General features: G+C 63.9%; 9 protein-coding genes. 5 read left to right on the top strand and 4 right to left on the bottom strand.

The window, feature by feature from the left end:
* Positions 1-104 precede the first annotated feature (104 nt).
* Positions 105-6,377 carry a non-ribosomal peptide synthetase gene (locus MRY17_RS16230; RefSeq protein ID WP_243352488.1) on the top strand — a complete coding sequence of 2,091 codons (6,273 nt, stop codon included), beginning with the start codon at positions 105-107 and terminating at the stop codon, positions 6,375-6,377.
* A gap of 511 nt (positions 6,378-6,888) precedes the next feature.
* Here MRY17_RS16230 and MRY17_RS16225 read toward each other — a convergent pair.
* From MRY17_RS16225 to MRY17_RS16215, 3 genes are all read right to left on the bottom strand, one after another.
* Positions 6,889-8,406: an ArnT family glycosyltransferase gene (locus MRY17_RS16225; protein WP_243352487.1), complete on the bottom strand. Its 1,518-nt coding sequence runs from the start codon at positions 8,404-8,406 to the stop codon at positions 6,889-6,891.
* 21 nt (positions 8,407-8,427) lie between these two features.
* Positions 8,428-10,083: a lipid IV(A) 4-amino-4-deoxy-L-arabinosyltransferase gene (arnT, locus tag MRY17_RS16220; RefSeq protein WP_243352486.1), complete on the bottom strand. Its 1,656-nt coding sequence runs from the start codon at positions 10,081-10,083 to the stop codon at positions 8,428-8,430.
* Between the two features lie 187 nt (positions 10,084-10,270).
* Positions 10,271-10,945 carry a histidine phosphatase family protein gene (locus tag MRY17_RS16215; protein WP_243352485.1) on the bottom strand — a complete coding sequence of 225 codons (675 nt, stop codon included), beginning with the start codon at positions 10,943-10,945 and terminating at the stop codon, positions 10,271-10,273.
* A 282-nt stretch (positions 10,946-11,227) separates the two neighbouring features.
* On the opposite strand from MRY17_RS16215, the gene MRY17_RS16210 reads away from it, so the two are divergent.
* The 4 genes from MRY17_RS16210 to MRY17_RS16195 all read left to right on the top strand — a co-directional run bounded on the left by MRY17_RS16210 (position 11,228) and on the right by MRY17_RS16195 (position 17,002).
* Positions 11,228-11,896, top strand: a complete 669-nt coding sequence (locus tag MRY17_RS16210; RefSeq protein ID WP_181284212.1) for an ABC transporter ATP-binding protein — start codon at positions 11,228-11,230, stop codon at positions 11,894-11,896.
* Between the two features lies 1 nt (position 11,897).
* The gene (locus MRY17_RS16205) at positions 11,898-14,360 is read left to right on the top strand and encodes an ABC transporter permease (RefSeq protein WP_243352484.1); all 2,463 of its coding nucleotides are present in this window, start codon (positions 11,898-11,900) and stop codon (positions 14,358-14,360) included.
* Positions 14,350-15,414 carry a lipocalin-like domain-containing protein gene (locus tag MRY17_RS16200; protein ID WP_191956747.1) on the top strand — a complete coding sequence of 355 codons (1,065 nt, stop codon included), beginning with the start codon at positions 14,350-14,352 and terminating at the stop codon, positions 15,412-15,414. The genes MRY17_RS16205 and MRY17_RS16200 overlap by 11 nt, the downstream gene beginning before the upstream one ends.
* A 145-nt stretch (positions 15,415-15,559) precedes the next feature.
* Positions 15,560-17,002 carry a hypothetical protein gene (locus tag MRY17_RS16195; RefSeq protein ID WP_181284215.1) on the top strand — a complete coding sequence of 481 codons (1,443 nt, stop codon included), beginning with the start codon at positions 15,560-15,562 and terminating at the stop codon, positions 17,000-17,002.
* 185 nt (positions 17,003-17,187) lie between these two features.
* On the opposite strand, the gene MRY17_RS16190 is transcribed toward MRY17_RS16195, so the two are convergent.
* Positions 17,188-18,051 carry a LysR family transcriptional regulator gene (locus tag MRY17_RS16190; RefSeq protein WP_181284216.1) on the bottom strand — a complete coding sequence of 288 codons (864 nt, stop codon included), beginning with the start codon at positions 18,049-18,051 and terminating at the stop codon, positions 17,188-17,190.
* Positions 18,052-18,114 lie beyond the last annotated feature (63 nt).

Here is an 18,114-nt window from a genome sequence, read left to right as displayed (position 1 = left end):
TTCGGGTGTCAGCCGCCGTTCCTCGGCCATGCTCAAATCCAGCCAATTCGTGGTAATGGGCGACCCTGCGCGGCCAGTGCCTGACCCCCCATGAGAAGGACCTTATGACGCAACTTTCCAGCCCGCCGGCCAGCTTTCCCCTTACCGCCGCGCAACAGGACATCTGGCTCGACCAACTGCGTGCGGGCGACTCGCCGTTGTACAACATCGGCGGCTACGTTGATCTGGCCGGCGCCATTGCGCCCGAATGGATCCAGCGTGCGATCGAGCTGCTGGTGGCTCGGCACGACGCATTGCGCACCCAGCTGCACACCGACGCCGACGGCTTGCCCCGGCAAACCTTCGCCGCCGCATGGACGGTGGACGTGGCGCAGCATGACTTCTGCGGCTTGCCCGACCCGGAGGCCGCTGCCCAGTCCTTGATCCAGGCGCAAATGGCCCGGCCCTACGCGATGAGCGGCGAACCGTTGTTTCGCTTTTTTTTGGTCAAGCTCGGCGACGACCATTACCGCCTGGGCACCCAGGCCCATCACCTGATCCTGGACGGCTGGGGGTTCGGCCAGATGCTGCAATCCCTCGCCCAGCTGTACACCGCCGTGCAGCACGGCCGGCAACCGGAGGCGTCGGCGCCGTCCTATGTCGACTTCATCGATACCGACCAGCACTACCGGCAGTCTGCCCGCTACGCCCGCGACCGCGACTATTGGCTGGACAAATACCAGGTGCTGCCCGAACCGCTGCTCACGCCACGGCATACCGCCAAGGCCGCGAGCAACACCTGCGTGCAACCCTTCTCGACAGCGCTGCTCAAGCGCATGGAACATGTGGCCAACCATTACCAGGCGTCGGCGTTCCATGTGTTGCTGGCGGCGCTGTACGTGTATTTCACCCGTACTGGCCAGCGCAATGATTGGGTGGTGGGCGTGCCGATTCTCAACCGCTCCAACGCGCGCTTTCGCACCACGGTCGGCCTGTTCGCCCAGGTCAGCGCAGTGCGGTTGCAGTTCAGCAAAGTATCGAGTTTCGGTGAGCTGGTGCGCGGCGTGCGTGACCAGCTCAAACAGGATTTCCGTCACCAGCGGTTCCCCCTCAGCGAGATGAACCGCGAGCTGGGCCTGCGGCGTACGGATCGCGGGCAGTTGTTCGACCTGTCGGTATCGTTCGAGCAGGACGACCACGACCTGCGCTACGGCCAGGTGCAGGCCCGTGCGGTCAAGGTGTCCAACCACCATGAGCCGCTGCCGCTGGCGATCCACTTGCGCAGCAACCGGTACCAGGACACCGCGTGCCTGCATTGCGTCTATAACCAGGCCTACTTTGAACAGGGTGACGTAGAGGCGTTGGCGCAGCGCCTCACCGGGTTGCTGGAGCAGGGCCTGGCAGACACAACGCTGAAGGTGGGCGAGTTTTCGTTGCTGACGCCGCAGGATCAGGCCCGTTTGCAGCAGTGGAACGCCACCGCGCAGCCCAACACCACGCCGCAGACCCTGCATGGGCGTATCGAGGCTCAAGCCGAGCGCACGCCGCAGGCTATCGCAGCGGTGTACCAGGGACGGCAGCTGACTTACGCCCAACTAAACCGGCAGGCCAATACGCTGGCCCATCAACTGTTGGCTTACGGCCTGCAACCGGATGACCGCGTCGCGGTGCTCGCGCGACGTGGCCTGGAGACCCTGGCGGGGTTGCTTGCGGTGCTCAAGGCCGGTGCCTGTTATGTGCCGATAGACCCGGCCCATCCCGCCGAGCGCTTGAATTATCTGCTGCACGACAGCGCGCCCGTGGCGGTGCTGACCCAGCGCGACCTGCTGCATCGCCTGCCGACCCTGGATGTGCCGGTGTTTGAACTGGACGCTTGCAGCGACCACGGCGCCGACAGCAATCCCCAGGTCGCAGTGTTGCCGTCCCACCTTGCCTATGTAATTTACACCTCCGGCTCCACGGGCTTGCCCAAGGGTGTGATGGTCGAGCACCACAGCGTGTCCAACCTGGTGGACTGGCACTGCCGGGCCTTCGACCTGCACGCGGGCAGCCATACCGCCAGTGTCGCCGGGTTTGGATTCGACGCGATGGCCTGGGAAGTCTGGCCGGCACTGTGCATCGGCGCGACCCTGCATCTACCGCCCGCCCACGACGGTGCGGAAGATATCGACGCACTGCTCCAGTGGTGGCGCGCTCAGCCATTGGACGTGTGTTTCCTGCCCACACCAGTGGCCGAATACGCGTTCAGCCAGAACCTGGCGCACCCCACCTTGCGCACCTTGCTGATCGGCGGCGACCGCCTGCGCGGGTTCAACCAGGCGCAAAGCTTCGACGTCATCAACAACTACGGCCCGACCGAAGCCACCGTGGTCGCCACCTCCGGGCGTGTTGATGCCGGCCAGCCGTTGCACATCGGCGGGCCCATCGCCAATGCCCTTATCCACCTGCTGGACGCACAACAACGGCCGGTGCCGATTGGCGTAGTGGGGGAATTGTATGTGGGTGGCCAGGGCGTGGCGCGGGGCTACTTCAATCGCCCCGAATTGACTGCCGAACGCTTTCTCGACGACCCCTTCAACGGCGGCCGTATGTACCGCAGCGGTGACCTGGCGCGCTGGCTGCCGGACGGCAGCCTTGAATACCTGGGGCGCAATGACGACCAGGTGAAGATTCGTGGCGTGCGTATCGAACTGGGGGAAATCGAAGCGGCCCTGGCGACTCATCCATCGATCAAGACCGCCGTGGTGGAATATCGCGAAGGGCAATTGCTGGCCTGGTTCATCGCGTATCAGCCGGTGGACATCGAAACGCTTCGCGCGCATCTGCACGTCTCGCTGCCCGATTACCTGTTACCGGCGGCCTACGTTCATCTCGAGGCGTTACCCCTGACCGCCAATGGCAAGCTCGACCGCAAGGCGTTGCCGGCGCCGACCCAGGCAGCGTTTGCCACACGCCGCTATGAGGCGCCCCACGAGGGTATCGAAGCCACCCTGGCGCAGATCTGGGCCGAGTTGCTGCAGGTGCAACAGGTCGGCCGGCACGACCATTTCTTCGAACTGGGCGGGCACTCGCTGCTGGCGGTGCAACTGGTGCAGCGCATGCGCGAGGCGGGCCTGCAGGCCGATGTGCAGGTGTTGTTCGGCCAGCCCACCCTGGCCGCGCTGGCGGCGGCCAGTGACGGCCGCGAAGCGGCGGTGCCGGCCAATCGCATCCCGCACGGTTGCACGCGGATTACGCCGGACATGCTTGCCCTGGCCGACCTCGACCAGCCCAGCCTGGACCGCATCGTCGCCGGCATCCCCGGTGGTGCCGGCAATGTGCAGGAGATCTACCCGCTGGCGCCGTTGCAGGAAGGCTTGCTCTATCACCACATCACCGATGAGCGCGATCCCTACCAGCAGCAGGCGATGTTCAGTTTTGCGCGCCGCGAGCAGTTGGACGCGTTTGCCCAGGCGCTGCAACAGGTGATCGACCGTCACGACATCCTGCGCACCAGCCTGGTGTGGGATGCCCTTGAACAGCCGATGCAGGTGGTGTGGCGGCACGCGCAATTGCCGCTCGAACCGTTGCGTGACCCCGCCCAGCCGCTGGACCTGCGCCACGCGCCGCTGATGGCCCTGGACTACGCCGAAGAACCGCACCACCAGCGCTGGGTGGCCAGGCTGCGCTTCCACCACCTGGTCAACGACGCCACCTCGACCACCGTGCTAATAGATGAAATTCGCGCCCATCTGCTTGGTCAACACGCGCAGTTGCCGGTGCCGGTGCCGTACCGCAATGTGGTCGCGCAGACCCGTTCAGCGCAGCGGCAAGCGGCCCATGAGGCGTTCTTTCGTGAGCGCCTGGCGGATGTGGATGAACCGACCCTGGCCTTTGGCTTGCAGGAGCGCCAGGCAGACCGGACTGAAATCGAAGAATGCGTACAGGCGGTCGACGCGTCGCTCAACCAACGGCTACGTGCCCAGGCACGCGCTGTCGGGGTCAGCGCCGCCAGCCTGTTCCACTTGGCCTGGGCGCAGGTGCTCAGCCGCGTGGCCAGCCGCGAAGACGTGGTGTTCGGCACGGTGTTGCTCGGTCGCCTGCAAGCGGGCGAGGGTGCGGACCGCGCCCTGGGCATGTTCATCAACACCTTGCCGCTGCGCGTGCGCCTGGCCGGGCAAAGCGTGGTGGACGCATTGACCGACACCCACCAGCAACTGAGCGCCTTGCTCGCGCATGAGCAAGCCTCGTTGGCCCTGGCCCAACGCTGCAGCAGCGCCGCGCCGCTGTTCAACAGCCTGCTCAATTACCGTCACACCAGCGCCGAGCCGAGGTTGAACCTGGTGCCGGGCATCGCCTTGCTCAGCAGCGAGGACATTCTCAGCTATCCGCTGATGCTCACGGTAGATGACATCGCCAGCGGCTTTCGGCTCAAGGCCAAGGCGCCACGCACGGTGGGGGCCGAGCGCGTGCTGGGTTACCTCGATGCGGCGCTCAATGGACTGGTCGAGGCGCTTGAACAGGCGCCGGCCACCCCGGTGCACGATGTGCAGGTGCTGCCCTCCAGTGAGTTGCAAAAACTGCTGGTGGACTTCAACGCCACCGCCACCGCCTATCCCGACACCCTCACCGTGCAGGCGCTGTTCGAGGCCCAGGCGCGTCAACTGCCGGAGGCCGTCGCGGTGCAGGCAGGCACGCAGCAACTGACCTATGGCGAACTCAATCGGCGCGCCAATCAGTTGGCCTTCCACCTGCGCGAACAGGGTGTAAAGCCGGATTCGCGGGTGGCGCTGTGCGTCGAGCGCGGGCTGGACCTGGTGGTGGGCTTGCTGGGGATTCTCAAGGCCGGCGGCGCTTATGTGCCGTTGGACCCTGGCTACCCCTGCGAACGCCTGGCCTACATGCTGCAAGACAGCCAGCCGGTGGCGCTGCTGCTCCAGGCCGCGACCCGTGAGTGTGTGCAAGACGTGGCGGTGCCGGTGATCGATTTCGACCGCTGCACCTGGCATCAGGCGCCTACCGACAACCCCGTGGTGCCGGATTTGACGGTCGACCACCTGGCCTACGTGATGTACACCTCCGGCTCCACCGGCACCCCCAAGGGCGTGATGATCGAGCATCGCGGCCTGGGCAACCTCATGCATTGGGGCGCCCGGTTGTGTCCGCAGGTACCCGGGGGCGCCTTGCTGCAACGCGCGCCGTTCAGCTTTGACGGCTCGGTGTGGGAGCTTTTCTGGCCGCTGACCCAGGGCATGCGCCTGGTGCTGGCGCGGCCCGACGGGCATCGCGAGCCGGCGTACCTGGCGCAGGTAATTCGCGAGCAGCACATCAGCGTGATCAAGTTCGTGCCGGCGATGTTGCAGCAGTTTCTTGAATTGGAGGAGTCAGCCCTGTGCACCAGCCTGACCGATGTGCTGTGCGGCGGTGGCGAGCTGACCGAGGCCCTGGCGCGCGGGGTGCAGGCGCGCTTGCCTGGCGTGCGCTTGCATAACGTGTATGGGCCCACCGAAGCCACGGTGGACAGCAGCGCCTGGACCCTGGAACCGGGCGCGCCGGTGCCCGTGCTGCAACTGCCGATCGGCCGGGCAATCGACAACACCCGCCTGTATGTACTGGATGATCACGACAGACCGGTGCCGATGGGCATCAGCGGCCAACTGCACATTGGCGGCGTCGGTGTCGCCCGTGGCTACCTGGGCCTGCCGCAGATGACCGCCGAACGCTTCATCGACAGCCCCTTCGTCGCCGGCGACCGGTTGTATCGCACCGGCGACCTGGTGCGCTATCTGCCGGACGGCAACCTGGCGTTCCTCGGGCGTAATGACTTCCAGGTCAAACTGCGCGGCGTGCGCCTGGAGCTGGGCGAAATCGAAGCGCGCCTGGCGGCACATCCTGCCTTGCGTGACGTGGCGGTGCTGATTCGCGGCGAGCGCCTGGTGGCCTATTTCACCCTGCGCGAACAGGCCCCGAATCTGGAGTCGTTGCGCGCCCATGTGCTCGAACAGCTACCTGAATACATGGTGCCGGCCGCCTTTGTGCAACTCGATAGCCTGCCGCTCAACCCCGCCGGCAAACTTGACCGCAAGGCCTTGCCGGAGCCGGGGCTGGAAGCGGTGGTCAGCCGCGCCTATGAAGCGCCTCAGGGCGAGGTGGAAACCCTGATGGCCACGATCTGGGCGCAGGTGCTGAAGCTGGAGCGGGTAGGGCGGCACGACCACTTCTTTGAACTGGGCGGGCATTCGTTGCTGGCGGTCAACCTGGTGGCCCGCTTGCGCAAGGCCGGGCTGGAGGTGGATGCGCGGACGTTGTTCAGCCAACCCACATTGGCGCAACTGGCGGCGCGCACGGTGCCGCAAGCGCCGCCGGTGGAAGTGGCGCAAACCGCCATCCCCCAACTCAACCGCCGCCGCCGAATCTAGGCACACTGAGGGGGCTTGCCCCCGATGACGGAGTGTCAGCAGTGGATGTATCAGCTGACCCACCGCCATCGGGGGCAAGCCCCCTCCCACATTTAACGGTGTTGCCTTCTCCACCATTGAGCGCCGTCAGCCGTGCGTCTCACCCGCCTCCGCCGAATCCAGGCACTGAAACGCGGACACTGTGGGAGGGGGCTTGCCCCCGATGACGGAGTGTCAGCAGTGGATGTATCAGCTGACCCACCGCCATCGGGGGCAAGCCCCCTCCCACATTTAACGGTGTTGCCTTCTCCACCATTGAGCGCCGTCAGCCATGCGTCTCAACCGCCGCCGAATCCAGGCATTGAAAGCGCCGTCTGTAGGAGCGAGCTTGCTCGCGAAAAACGTCAACGATAACGCGTGCTTTCTGAATGAACGCGGTGCCTGTGAGTTTTTCGCGAGCAAGAACTAGGCGTCCCCCTCGCTCCTACAAAAAAGCCTTAACTGACTGGCATTGGGGCTTTCCCCCTTCCACTCAATGCCCTTCGGGAATAAACGCCACACTCCCCCCCGAGCGCTTCTGAAACAACCGCTCGCCATTATCCGGCCGGGTCGTGATCACTTGATGGTCAACCCCCAGAAATGCCAGTGGCTTCGGGTCTTCTTTGGAGTACTGCGCAATCACAATCGTGTGCTGCGGATCGAACTTCTGGCCGCTGGTGTTCTCCAGCCAGGCCACGAACGCGGCGCTGTCGCCCTGGCGCGGGAAGTCTTGGGTTTCGCTGACGTAGTAGAACGGCCTGCCGCCGTTCTGCAAGTACATCGGCACTTTGTTGTCCACTTCCACCAGCACCAGTTGCCATTGGTTCCAGGGTGCGCTTTTCACCGCCTCGGCTTTCACATCCTCGGCGAAGCGGGTGACGCCGCCGTTGCCGGTGCTCCAGGGGTAGATCACTCCCAGCACCAACAGCAGCAGGCCTGCGGCGATGCCGAAGTTTTTTTGCCAGCGCGGCCAACGGGCCGGTTGTTGATGCAGGCGCTCGCTCAGCCACCAGGCGCCGAGCAGCTGGGCAAAGGGCACCAGGGGCAATACGTAGTAGCTGCGTCGGCTGCCGCTGGCGGTGAAGAACACAAACAGCAGGCCCAGGCCCCACACCAGCCAGCGCACGTGGGGCGGTGTACGGCGCCAGTGACGGATGGCGAGCCACGCGCCGAGTATCCAGCACGGCGCCCATGGCAGGGTGTAGGCCGGCAGGTAGATCAGGTAGGTGTAGATCGGACCCATATGGTCGAAGGGGTCGAAAAAACGCACTACGTTTTCGCGAAACACCAGTTGCAGGCCGCTTTCGCCATAGGTGGGGGCCCCGTAGAGGTGGGACAGTACGAAAGGAATCGCATAGAACGCGCCGGCGATCAGCAGGGCCATTGCCAGCCTCGGGTTAAGGTGACGTTTGTAGCGCTGCTGGCTGAGCAGATGCGGCAGCAGCACCAGCCCCGGCAGCACGAACCCGATCAGGCCCTTGAACAGCGACGTTGCCGCCAGCAACAGGAAGAACAGGGTATAGCGCCCCAGCCGGGTGTCGTCCGGCCCGCGCCAGTACCACCAGACCGCCGCCAGCACGCCGCACACGGTCAGCACATCGGCGGTGGCCACGCGGGCCCAGAACAGGAAGTAGAAAGTGGTGGCAAGCATCCAGCCGGCGATCAGCCCGGTGCCCTTGCGAAACAGCCGTTCGCCGAGCAGGTACACCAGCCAGATGCTCAGCCAGGCCGCGATCACCGATGACAGGCGCAGTGACCATGGCCCCAGGCCTCCCATGAGGTTGGCCAAACCGGTGATCAGCCAGTAGGAGGGCAGGGGTTTGTCGTAATAGGGCGCGCCCTTCAGATACGGATCGAAGTAGTCACCGCTTTGCAGCATCTGCAGGGCGATGTTCGCCCAGCGCGTTTCCGGCCCCCACAGGTCGCGACTGCCCAGGCCCAGCAGCAGGAGCAGGGCCGAAACACCGAGCAATAAAGCGAGGGCGCCGCGTTCGGTTTTGCACACGCGCATGGGCTGTTCCTGTAAGGGTGATCAAGGTTGTCGGGGGTAAATCGTCAGTACCAGGCTGCCCTTGCGGTAACGCTTGCCACCGGGCGGCAGTTGGCCTTCCTCACGGTGCTCGCTGGTGCTTTTGACGCGCATCAGCACGCCGACCGAACCCTGGGTGCGTGCTTCGCTCAACCAGGACTGCACGCTGTCCAGGGTGACCTTGCGCGCTTGCGCATCCGGGTAGTCCAGGCCGTAGCGCAGCTCCCCCGCCGTGTTGTAGAAGGCCACCTGCGGCCGACGCAGGCGCCACGCCAGGGCCGACGCCGAGCCCAGTTCGTTGCTCAGCAAGGCATGGGTTTGTTGCAGTTCATCCAGATGCTCAAGCACGAACTGGTCGGGCATTTCATTATCCGCAATGATCTGCGGCATGCTCGCCGGCAGCAGCGCCACCAGCAGGCCGATACCCAGGGCCGGCATCGCCCATAACGTCAGAGGCCGCATCGCTTGCAGCAGGTTGGCCAGGATCCAGCCGAGCAGCACGATAAAGGCCAGGGACAGGCTGAACATTTCGGCGTGGCTGTTGCTGTAGATCGGGTCGGCGATCTGCAGGTAAATCAGCGTCACCATGGCCGCCATGCCAAGGATGAAATTAAGCGCGCCGTTGATGAAGATCGCACGGGTTTTGTGCTGGTTGAGCAGATCGATCACGGCATGGCCCATCAGCAACGCCAGGGGCAACAGGCAGGGCATGATGTAAGTCGGCAGCTTGCCGCTGCTCAGGCTGAAAAAGCCCAGGGGCAGCAACAGCCACAGGGCCAGAAAGGCAACGGCCGGCTCGCGTCTGTGTTTCCAGGCCTTGAACAGGGTGGCGGGCAACAAAGCAGACCACGGCAGGCAGGCTACCACCATGATCGGCAGGAAAAACCACCAGGGCCGCGCATGCTGTGCAGTGTCCGAGGCGAAGCGGCGGATGTGTTCGTGCCAGAAGAAGAAACGCCAGTAATCCGGTTCGCGCACGTGGATCGCCAGCGCCCATGGCAGGCAGACCAGCACCGCGACCAGGATCGCCAAAGGGCCGTAGCGCAGCAACTCGCCGACGCGGCGCTGCCAGATCATGTAAGGCAAGGCGATCAGCACCGGCAGCAGCCACGCCAGAAAGCCCTTGGTCATGAAGCCCACGCCGCAGGCCAGCCCCAGCACCGCCCAGGCACTCAGACGCGCGCGCAGCGTGGCGCTGTCGAGGGCAAACCAGAGGGCGACCAGGCTCAGGTTGACCCAGAAGGTGAATTGTGGATCGAGGTTGGAATACCCGGCTTGCCCGGCTACCAGGCCAAAGCTCATATACAACAACGCACAGGCGAAGCTTTTACGCGGATCGTTCCACAGGCGGCGTGCAATCAGGTAGGCCAGCAGTACACTCAGCGCCGAGGTCAGGACAGAGGCGATACGCACGCCGAACAGGTTCTCGCCAAACACGGCCTGGCCCAGGGCAATCAGCCAATAACCCGCGGCCGGTTTCTCGAAATAACGCACCCCCATGAAGTGGGGCGCCACCCAGTTGCCGCTCATCAACATTTCCTGGCTGACCTGGGCATAGCGGGTTTCATCTGGCGTCCACAGACCGTGCAGGCCCAACGGCAGTACCAGGAAAATGACCAGGCCAAGCATCAACACTGGCAAGGGCTTCAATCGGCTCATGATCACCTCGCTCCCTGACATGCAGTCGCGGGCGCGAAGTTTAAATAGTTAAAGGTATCGAGCATTAAGAGGGTCACTGATTCATTGGAAAGTTAGGGCGTCCTGAACTAACAGGCGCACTTAAAATGCCTGACGCGGGCTGTCGCTTTGCTGAACGCACGACTCGGTAATATGTAAAAAAGCGTGTTTAAAGTTGCTTCAGCGCGGCCGCCCATTCCTGGCTTTTCATAGTGCCCAGGGCTTTGAGTTTGCCGTCGGGCAATACCTGCACGAACAGCGTGCTGCCGTACTCGGCGGCCTGCGCATGGGGGTAGCCGAGTGACGCCTGGAAGTCACTCATGCAGGCGCTATGGGTGATCAGCATCAGGTTGCGATCCGCCTGTTTATGGCTGAGGCTTTCCTCGCCCATGGCATCACCGCAGATCGCGAGGGGGCCGGGGGAAAGCTCGGTCTTGCCGAACATGAACAGCGACGTTTGCGCGGTGCGCGTGGTCGGGCTGCTGAGCACGTCGGTGCGCTCCATGCCCAGTGTTTCAAAGGCGATGCCCAGGTCGGCCGCGCGTTGCGTGCCATTGACTGTCAGGCCGTCGACCGGCCCGTAGCAGGGGTTGTTCGAGCGATCACAGCGCTCTTCATGGCGCACCAGCACGATCAGGTCGCCGTTGCGCCAACTGGCCAGCACTCCGGAAGTGACCAGGCGGTTGCCTACGCCCAGATCCTGCGGTGATCTTGGCCAGAATAAAAAAACGTTCAACAGCAGGGCAAATAGGATGATGCCCGCCACAGGCACCCGGAATTTTCTCAGGCGCTTTAACCTGGCCCTTCGGGGTTTGGTCAGGGTAATGTCTGCCACGCTGTTCACCCTTGGCACAAATAATTGTTTGTAGTTAAAAGACCGGCGCAACTCATACGGCAGATGTTCCTGGTGGAGCAAAAGCCTGTCACACGGCTGCTGTCTTTCAGCTGAACATGTGGATATTAAGAAATACCGTTTGGGGTAACTTAAAAGTTGGCGGTTAATGCTGCCTGGGTGGGGAATTTAAAGTGTCCGGGGTGGGCAAGCGGTGAAATCAATGTGAAAAAATTGCGTGGGAACGCGCATCAGCCGTTATTCTCGTTTGCAGTCATTGATCCGAGCGTTCATATGTTGCAGGTACAAGGTGTTGTTAAAAATTACGCCACCCCCCAGGGCCCGTTGACCGTCCTGGCGGGTGTCGACCTGCACCTGGGCGCGCGCAGCAGCCTGGCGCTGATGGGCGAGTCGGGCAGCGGCAAAAGCACCTTGCTGCACCTGGTGGCCGGGCTGGACCGCGTGGATGGCGGCAGCATTCTGATCGGCGACCAGCGTCTCGATCGTCTCAACGAAGGGCAACTGGCCCAGTGGCGGCGCACCGAAATCGGCCTGGTATTCCAGCAGTTCAATCTGATCGGCAGTTTGCGTGTGGAGGACAACCTGGCGTTCCAGGCGCGCCTGGCCGGGCGTTTCGACGCGCAGTGGCAGGCACAACTGGTGGAGCGCCTGGGGCTGGGCGACTTGCTCAAGCGTTACCCGGAACAGCTCTCCGGCGGCCAGCAACAGCGGGTGGCGGTGGGGCGCGCCCTGGCGTCCCGCCCCGGCTTGCTGTTGGCCGATGAACCCACCGGCAATCTTGACGAAACCACCAGCGACGAGGTGCTGCAACTGCTGCTCGACCTGCTGCGCGACAGTCCCACCAGCCTGTTGATGGTCACGCACAGCCCGCGCCTGGCCGCACGCCTGGATCATCAGGTCGTGCTGCACCACGGCCGCGTCGTACCGATGGAGCCGCGCTGAGATGGCGGTGTTCTACTGGACGCTGCGTGCGCTGTTGAGCCATTGGCGGCGCCACCCGGTGCAGTTTTTCAGCGTGCTGACCGGCCTGTGGCTGGCCACTGCGTTATTGACCGGGGTGCAGGCCCTCAACAGCCAGGCGCGGGACGGCTACGCGCGCGCCAGCCAATTGATCGGCGGCGAACCGCAAGCCAGCCTGAGCGCGCCGGACGGTGCCGGGTTCCCCCAAGCCGTGTTCGCCGAGCTGCGCCGCGCAGGCTGGCCGGTGTCACCGGTGGTGCAGGGGCGGGTAGTGCTCAAGGGGCATGAAGAGCAGCGTCTGCAATTGATGGGCATCGAGCCGGTGTCGTTACCCGGCAGCGGCAGCGTGGCGGGACAACGCTTGAGCCAGGCGCAGATACTGGCGTTTTTCGAGGCGCCGGGGCGCACCTGGATTGCCGCGCAAACCTTGCAGGCGCTCGGCCTGCAGGAAGGCGAGCAACCGCTGACGGTCAACGGGCAACGCCTGCCGCCGTTGCAGGTGCAGCCGGACATGGCCCCCGGCATGCTGCTCACCGATATCGGTTTCGCCCAACCGCTGCTCGACATGCACGGCCGGCTGTCGCGCCTGCTGCTGGACAACGCCTTCGCCGCCCGTCATCCCGTGCCGCCTGCCGGGCTGCAACTCAAGCAGGGCGACGACAACAGCCTTTCGCGTCTCACCGAAAGCTTCCACCTGAACCTCGACGCGCTGGGTTTTTTGTCCTTTGTGGTGGGGCTGTTTATCGTGCATGCGGCCATTGGCCTGGCCCTTGAGCAACGCCGTGGCCTGCTGCGCACCTTGCGTGCCTGCGGGGTCAGCGCACGCCTGCTGATCCTCAGCCTCGGCGTGGAGCTGGGGTTCCTGGCGTTGCTGGGCGGCGTGCTCGGCGTTGCCAGCGGTTACCTGCTCGCCAGTCTGTTGCTGCCGGACGTGGCGGCCAGTTTGCGCGGCCTCTACGGCGCCGAAGTCGCCGGCCAACTGAGCTTGAGCCCCTGGTGGTGGCTGGCAGGCCTGGGCTTGAGCCTGCTGGGTGCCTTGCTCGCCGGGGCCAGCAGCCTGTGGCGTGCCGCGCGCCTGCCGCTGCTGGCGCTGGCCAACGCCCAGGCCTGGCACGAGGCCCACGGGCGCTGGTTGCGACGCCAGGGCTGGGTGGCGGGCGCTGCGCTGCTCGTCGCGCTGCTGGCGCTGGTCTGGGGCAACAGCCTGGCCGCCGGGTTTGTGTTGATGGCGGCCTTGCTGCTGGGCGCCGCCCTCGGCTTGCCGGTGCTGCTCAATGGGGTGTTGAAGGGCGTGCTGGGGCGCAGCCGTTCGGTATTGGGCCAGTGGTTCCTCGCTGATTGTCGCCAGCAATTGCCGGCCTTGAGCCTGGCCCTGATGGCGCTGCTGTTGGCGCTGGCGGCGAATATCGGCGCGGGCTCGATGACGTCGGGGTTCCGCAGCACGTTCAATAACTGGCTGGAGCAGCGTCTCACCGCCGAGCTGTACCTCAACCCGCAAAACCCCGCCCAGGCGCAGCACTTGCAAGCCTGGCTGGCGCAACAACCGCGGGTGCAGGCCGTGTTGCCCAGCTGGCAAGTCGCGGTGCAGTTGCAAGGCTGGCCGGCGGAGGTGTTCGGCGTGGTCGACGACCCTACCTATCGCCAGCACTGGCCGTTGCTGGAGGCGGCAAGCGCACCCTGGGACCGCTTGCTGCAGGACGACAGCGTGATGCTCAGCGAGCAATTGGCGCGGCGCTTGAATGTACGCCTGGGCGACACCGTTAAAGTCCCCACGCCCCAGGGCCCATGGTCACCGACAATCGTCGGTATCTACGCCGATTACGGCAACCCCAAGGGCCACCTGCTGGTCAACGCCAGGCATTTGCTGGCGCATTGGCCGACGCTGTCACCGGTGCGTTTCAACCTGCGCGTGGCGCCCCAGGACGTGCCGCCGCTGGTGCGTGACGTACAGCGTGAATTCGCCCTGGAGGACAGCCGCATCGTCGATCAACAGCAACTCAAGGGCTGGTCCAGCCAGGTGTTCGAACGCACCTTCGCCGCCACCGCCGCGCTGAACAGCCTGACCCTTGGCGTGGCGGGTGTGGCGCTGTTCATCAGCCTGCTGACCCAGAGCCAGAGTCGCCTCGGCCAACTGGCGCCGCTGTGGGCACTGGGAGTCACGCGCCGCCAGCTGATGCTGCTCAACCTTGGCCAGACCTGGCTGCTGGCGGTGCTCACTCTGGTGCTGGCGTTGCCCTTGGGGCTGCTGCTGGCGTGGTGCCTGGATGCGGTGATCAACGTGCAAGCCTTCGGCTGGCGCCTGCCGTTGCAAGTGTTCCCGTGGCAGCTGGCGCAGTTGATGGGGCTGGCGATGCTTGCCACGTTGCTCGCATCGGCCTGGCCGTTGTGGCAGCTGTATCGCAGCCGCCCGGCGGATTTGCTGAGGACCTTTGCCCATGAAGATTAAAGCGTTGGGATGGGCGGTGTTGCTGCTGCTGAGCGCGTGCGACCAGGCGCCTGCGCCCCAGGAAAGCTTCGCCGGCCTTGGCAGCGATGCCGCCGACTTCGTCCAGGTGGTGCCCGGAAAAGTCTTCAGCTTTCCCGAGGATCACGGCCCGCATCCAGGCTTTCGCATCGAATGGTGGTACGTCACCGCCAACCTCAAGGACGCCCAAGGCAATATGTTCGGTGTGCAATGGACACTGTTTCGCAATGCCGTGAAAGCCGGGCCGCCGCAACCGGGCTGGCGCGATTCGACCATTTGGCTCGGCCATGCCGCCGTGACCTCCGCCACCCGCCACTACGCCGCCGAGCGCTTCGCCCGGGGCGGTGTCGGCCAGGCCGGGGCGCAGGCGCTGCCGTTCAACGCCTGGATCGATGACTGGAACTTCGCCAGCCGCCCTGGCGCCGCCAGCCCCCTGGCCGACATGCAACTCAAGGCCAGTGGCGCGCAGTTCGCCTACGACCTGCAACTGACCTCCAGCCGCCCGCTGGTGCTGCAAGGCGACAACGGCTACAGCCGCAAATCCGACCAGGGTCAGGCGTCCTACTACTACAGCCAGCCGTTCTTCAGCGCCAACGGCAGCGTCACGCTCGACGGCCAGACCTACCAGGTCAGCGGCAACGCCTGGCTCGACCGCGAATGGAGCAGCCAGCCCCTGGCCGCCAACCAGACCGGTTGGGACTGGTTCTCCCTGCACCTGGACCGGGGCGAGCAACTGATGCTGTTTCGCGTGCGGCAGAAGGACGGCGGCGGCTATCTCACCGGCACCTGGATCGACGCCCAGGGACGCACCGAGACCCTGCACAACGCGGATATCCAGCTGACGCCGCTGACCACCACCGAGATTGACGGGCGCAGCATCCCCACGCGCTGGTCGCTGAAAATCCCCGGCAAACACCTGGACATCGCCACCGAGGCCGTCAATTCGAAGGCGTGGATGAACCTGGGGATTCCCTACTGGGAAGGGCCGGTGAAGTTCGACGGTGGGGTGGGGTATCTGGAGATGACGGGGTACTAGCTTATTTCAGTGGCCGCTCGGAAAGGTCGACAAAATTCTAAAAAAGTACTGTACATAAAAACAGTATTATCCTACAGTCCATCCCAGGTGACCGGATGTCGCCGATCACCTGAACTTCTATTTTTTAACTATGGATGGATAAAAAATGAAATCGAAAAAAGCCCTTATGCTAGGCGCGGCCATGATGGCCTCCTGCTTTGTCTCGGCCTTCGCCCTGGCTGATCAAGCGCCTCAGAAACTCAGTGCCGACGCGGTCAGGCAGGCCGTGAACAAGGCGCTCAAGTCCGGGGGCAAGCTGGACGCGTCGAAAGTGTCGGCTGAGCTCAAGCAAAAACTGTCAGCGGCCAAGTCCGGCCAATCCAAAGCGGTGACCAAAGCCCTCAAGTCCGCGCCGTTCGACAGCGTAGTCGGTGAGGTGAAGAAACCGGCGCAAAGCGAACTGAAAAGCGCGGCCGTCGCGGCGTTTGAACCGCTGTTCCCAACCCTGGATATCAACACGCTCTATACCGTCGATGGGGTGCAGGCCGGTAACGAGTTCGCCTACCACTTCAACCTGGCGCAGAACGCGCGGGTGCAGGTGCAACTGGTCAACCAGAGTGCAGGCGCGGATATGTCGCTGACTCTGTTCCAGGATGACGGCCAGGGCAACCTGAGTGTGGTGGGTACATCGGATGCCGCAGGCAATGCCGATGAATACCTCAACGGGGTACTGCCGGCCGGTGACTACTACTGGTACATGGTGGCCAAGGTTGCCGATAACGCCCAGTTCAGTTTCGGCGTGGCGGTGGACAGCAACATCGACGCGTTCGAGCCCAACGACAGCGCGCAAACCGCGTTCGCGTTGCCCGACTCGATGAACAAGGTCAGCGGTAACCTCGACAATGCCGACGATGTCGATTACTTCGACTTCAAGGCGGTACGTGGCCAGAGCGTGAGCATGTACCTGGCGGGCGACGAGAGCGGCAGCCGTAACCAGTGGATCTTCGACCGCTTCGATGGCACCAATTGGGTCACCGTGCCGGCCGGTTCCACCTCGACCTACCCGAGCGTAACGCCGGGCACCACCGTGAAGGTGCGCGTGCGGGCCAATCCGTCGGTGGCGCAGGACTCGAGCAAGTATTACCAGTTGAGCCTGGGCTCCTCGCCGCGCTTGAACACCAGCAGTGTGAAGGGTGACAACATCGTACGGGTGCCGGTGAGCGAGATGCCGCTGGCCACGCAAACCGCGCGGCTGTTGAATTGGTCGACACAGTGGTCGGACTCCACTGGCGCGCCGCTGCTGGGCGTCACCCCGGTATTGCGCGTGGATAACCACTTCGTCGACTTGAACTACCGCTGGGTCGACTACACGGCGACCACCAACAGTGCGGGTGTCTCCCAGGCCACGGCCAATATCGGTACCTGCTTCGGTGACTACACCACGGTGATCAACGACAGCAGCACCGGCGTGCCGTACACATGGAGAACCACCTACAACGAGGGCGGCTGGCGCATCGAGCTGGCCGAGTTCCCCGGCGTGGGCGTCGGCGGTGACAGCGTGCAATACGTCAGCCTGGGGCATATCTGCACCCAGGACATCATCCACTGATTCAGTGATGTGAAGCAGAAGGGGCAGCCTCCAGGGGCTGCCCCTTTTTTGCTTTGTGTGCCGCAAATTTTGCAGGCTGCAGCAAATTGAATGTGGGGGGCTTCATTGTTCTCGAGGTCTTGATCTATGAACGCAATGTTCGGCTTTCACTGCGCTTGAGTCTGTGCGCGCCGGCTCAGGGTGATTCAAATCAGCGGGTCCCAACGCTGCGACCAGTCATCTTCGGCCCTGACCACCTCGCGCAACAACGTCAACGCCTGTTGCAGCACCGCCGAGTCACGCGCCCGCGAGTACACCAGGTAAGTCGGGAAACTGAACTCCGGGGCCTTGTCCAACCGCTGCATCACGCCGCTGTCCAGGTAGCTCTGCACCACGCGCGTGCGGAAATACCCGGCACCGCCGTTCTCCAGGATGTACTGCAACGCCAGCGGCCCGAGATTGAAACTCACGGCGGCACGTGCCCGGTCGGGCAGTGCGGCGTCGTGCTGCTGGCGAAAACCCTGGCCCCAGTCGATGTACACATAGGGCTCGGGTTTGCTCGTCAGTTGCACCAGGATCAGCTTTTCTTCCAGGACTTGCTCCACCTGCAAACCCGGCCAGTACTGCGGCTGGAACACCAGCGCGGCGTCGAGCACGCCCAACTCCAACTGGCGCAACAGGTATTCGCCCTCGCGAATTTCGGTGCGCAGGGCATGCCCGGGGATATGCTCGCGCAGCGCCTTGGCCCAGCCGAGCATCAGCGGGTTGCACAGGCTGACCTCACCGCCGATATGCAGCACATTGCGATAGCCGTCGGGCAACGGCAGATCACGTTTGGCAGCTTCCCAGGTTTGCAACAGCTGGTTGGCGTACACCACAAATGCCTCGCCGTCGGCGGTCAGGCGGGCACCAGCGCGATTGCGCACGAACAGCATACTGCCCAACTGGTTTTCCAGGTTTTTCACCCGTGCGGTGATGGCGGTCTGGGTAACGTGCAGTTTTTCCGCCGCTGCGGCGAGGCTGCCGCAGCGGGTGATTTCCAGAAAAGTGCGTGCCAGTTCGATGTCCATGTCGGTTCCGAAATCAGGAGAAAGTCGGCGCCATTGTAGGACGACTGGCGGTAAAGGGTGAGT

Origin of the sequence: Pseudomonas orientalis, from assembly GCF_022807995.1 — a bacterium.
Lineage (GTDB): Bacteria > Pseudomonadota > Gammaproteobacteria > Pseudomonadales > Pseudomonadaceae > Aquipseudomonas > Aquipseudomonas orientalis_B.
The sequence above is the reverse complement of the archived record's forward strand: the minus strand, read 5'-3'. Positions and strand labels throughout refer to the sequence as shown.

Bases quoted from the DNA above. Each gene is read 5' to 3' on its own strand.
- MRY17_RS16230 (WP_243352488.1), top strand. From the start codon at position 105: ATGACGCAACTTTCCAGCCCGCCGGCCAGCTTTCCCCTTACCGCCGCG.
- MRY17_RS16205 (WP_243352484.1), top strand. From the start codon at position 11,898: ATGGCGGTGTTCTACTGGACGCTGCGTGCGCTGTTGAGCCATTGGCGG.
- MRY17_RS16210 (WP_181284212.1), top strand. From the start codon at position 11,228: ATGTTGCAGGTACAAGGTGTTGTTAAAAATTACGCCACCCCCCAGGGC.
- MRY17_RS16190 (WP_181284216.1), bottom strand. From the start codon at position 18,051: ATGGACATCGAACTGGCACGCACTTTTCTGGAAATCACCCGCTGCGGC.
- MRY17_RS16200 (WP_191956747.1), top strand. From the start codon at position 14,350: ATGAAGATTAAAGCGTTGGGATGGGCGGTGTTGCTGCTGCTGAGCGCG.
- MRY17_RS16225 (WP_243352487.1), bottom strand. From the start codon at position 8,406: ATGCGCGTGTGCAAAACCGAACGCGGCGCCCTCGCTTTATTGCTCGGT.
- MRY17_RS16195 (WP_181284215.1), top strand. From the start codon at position 15,560: ATGAAATCGAAAAAAGCCCTTATGCTAGGCGCGGCCATGATGGCCTCC.
- arnT (WP_243352486.1), bottom strand. From the start codon at position 10,083: ATGAGCCGATTGAAGCCCTTGCCAGTGTTGATGCTTGGCCTGGTCATT.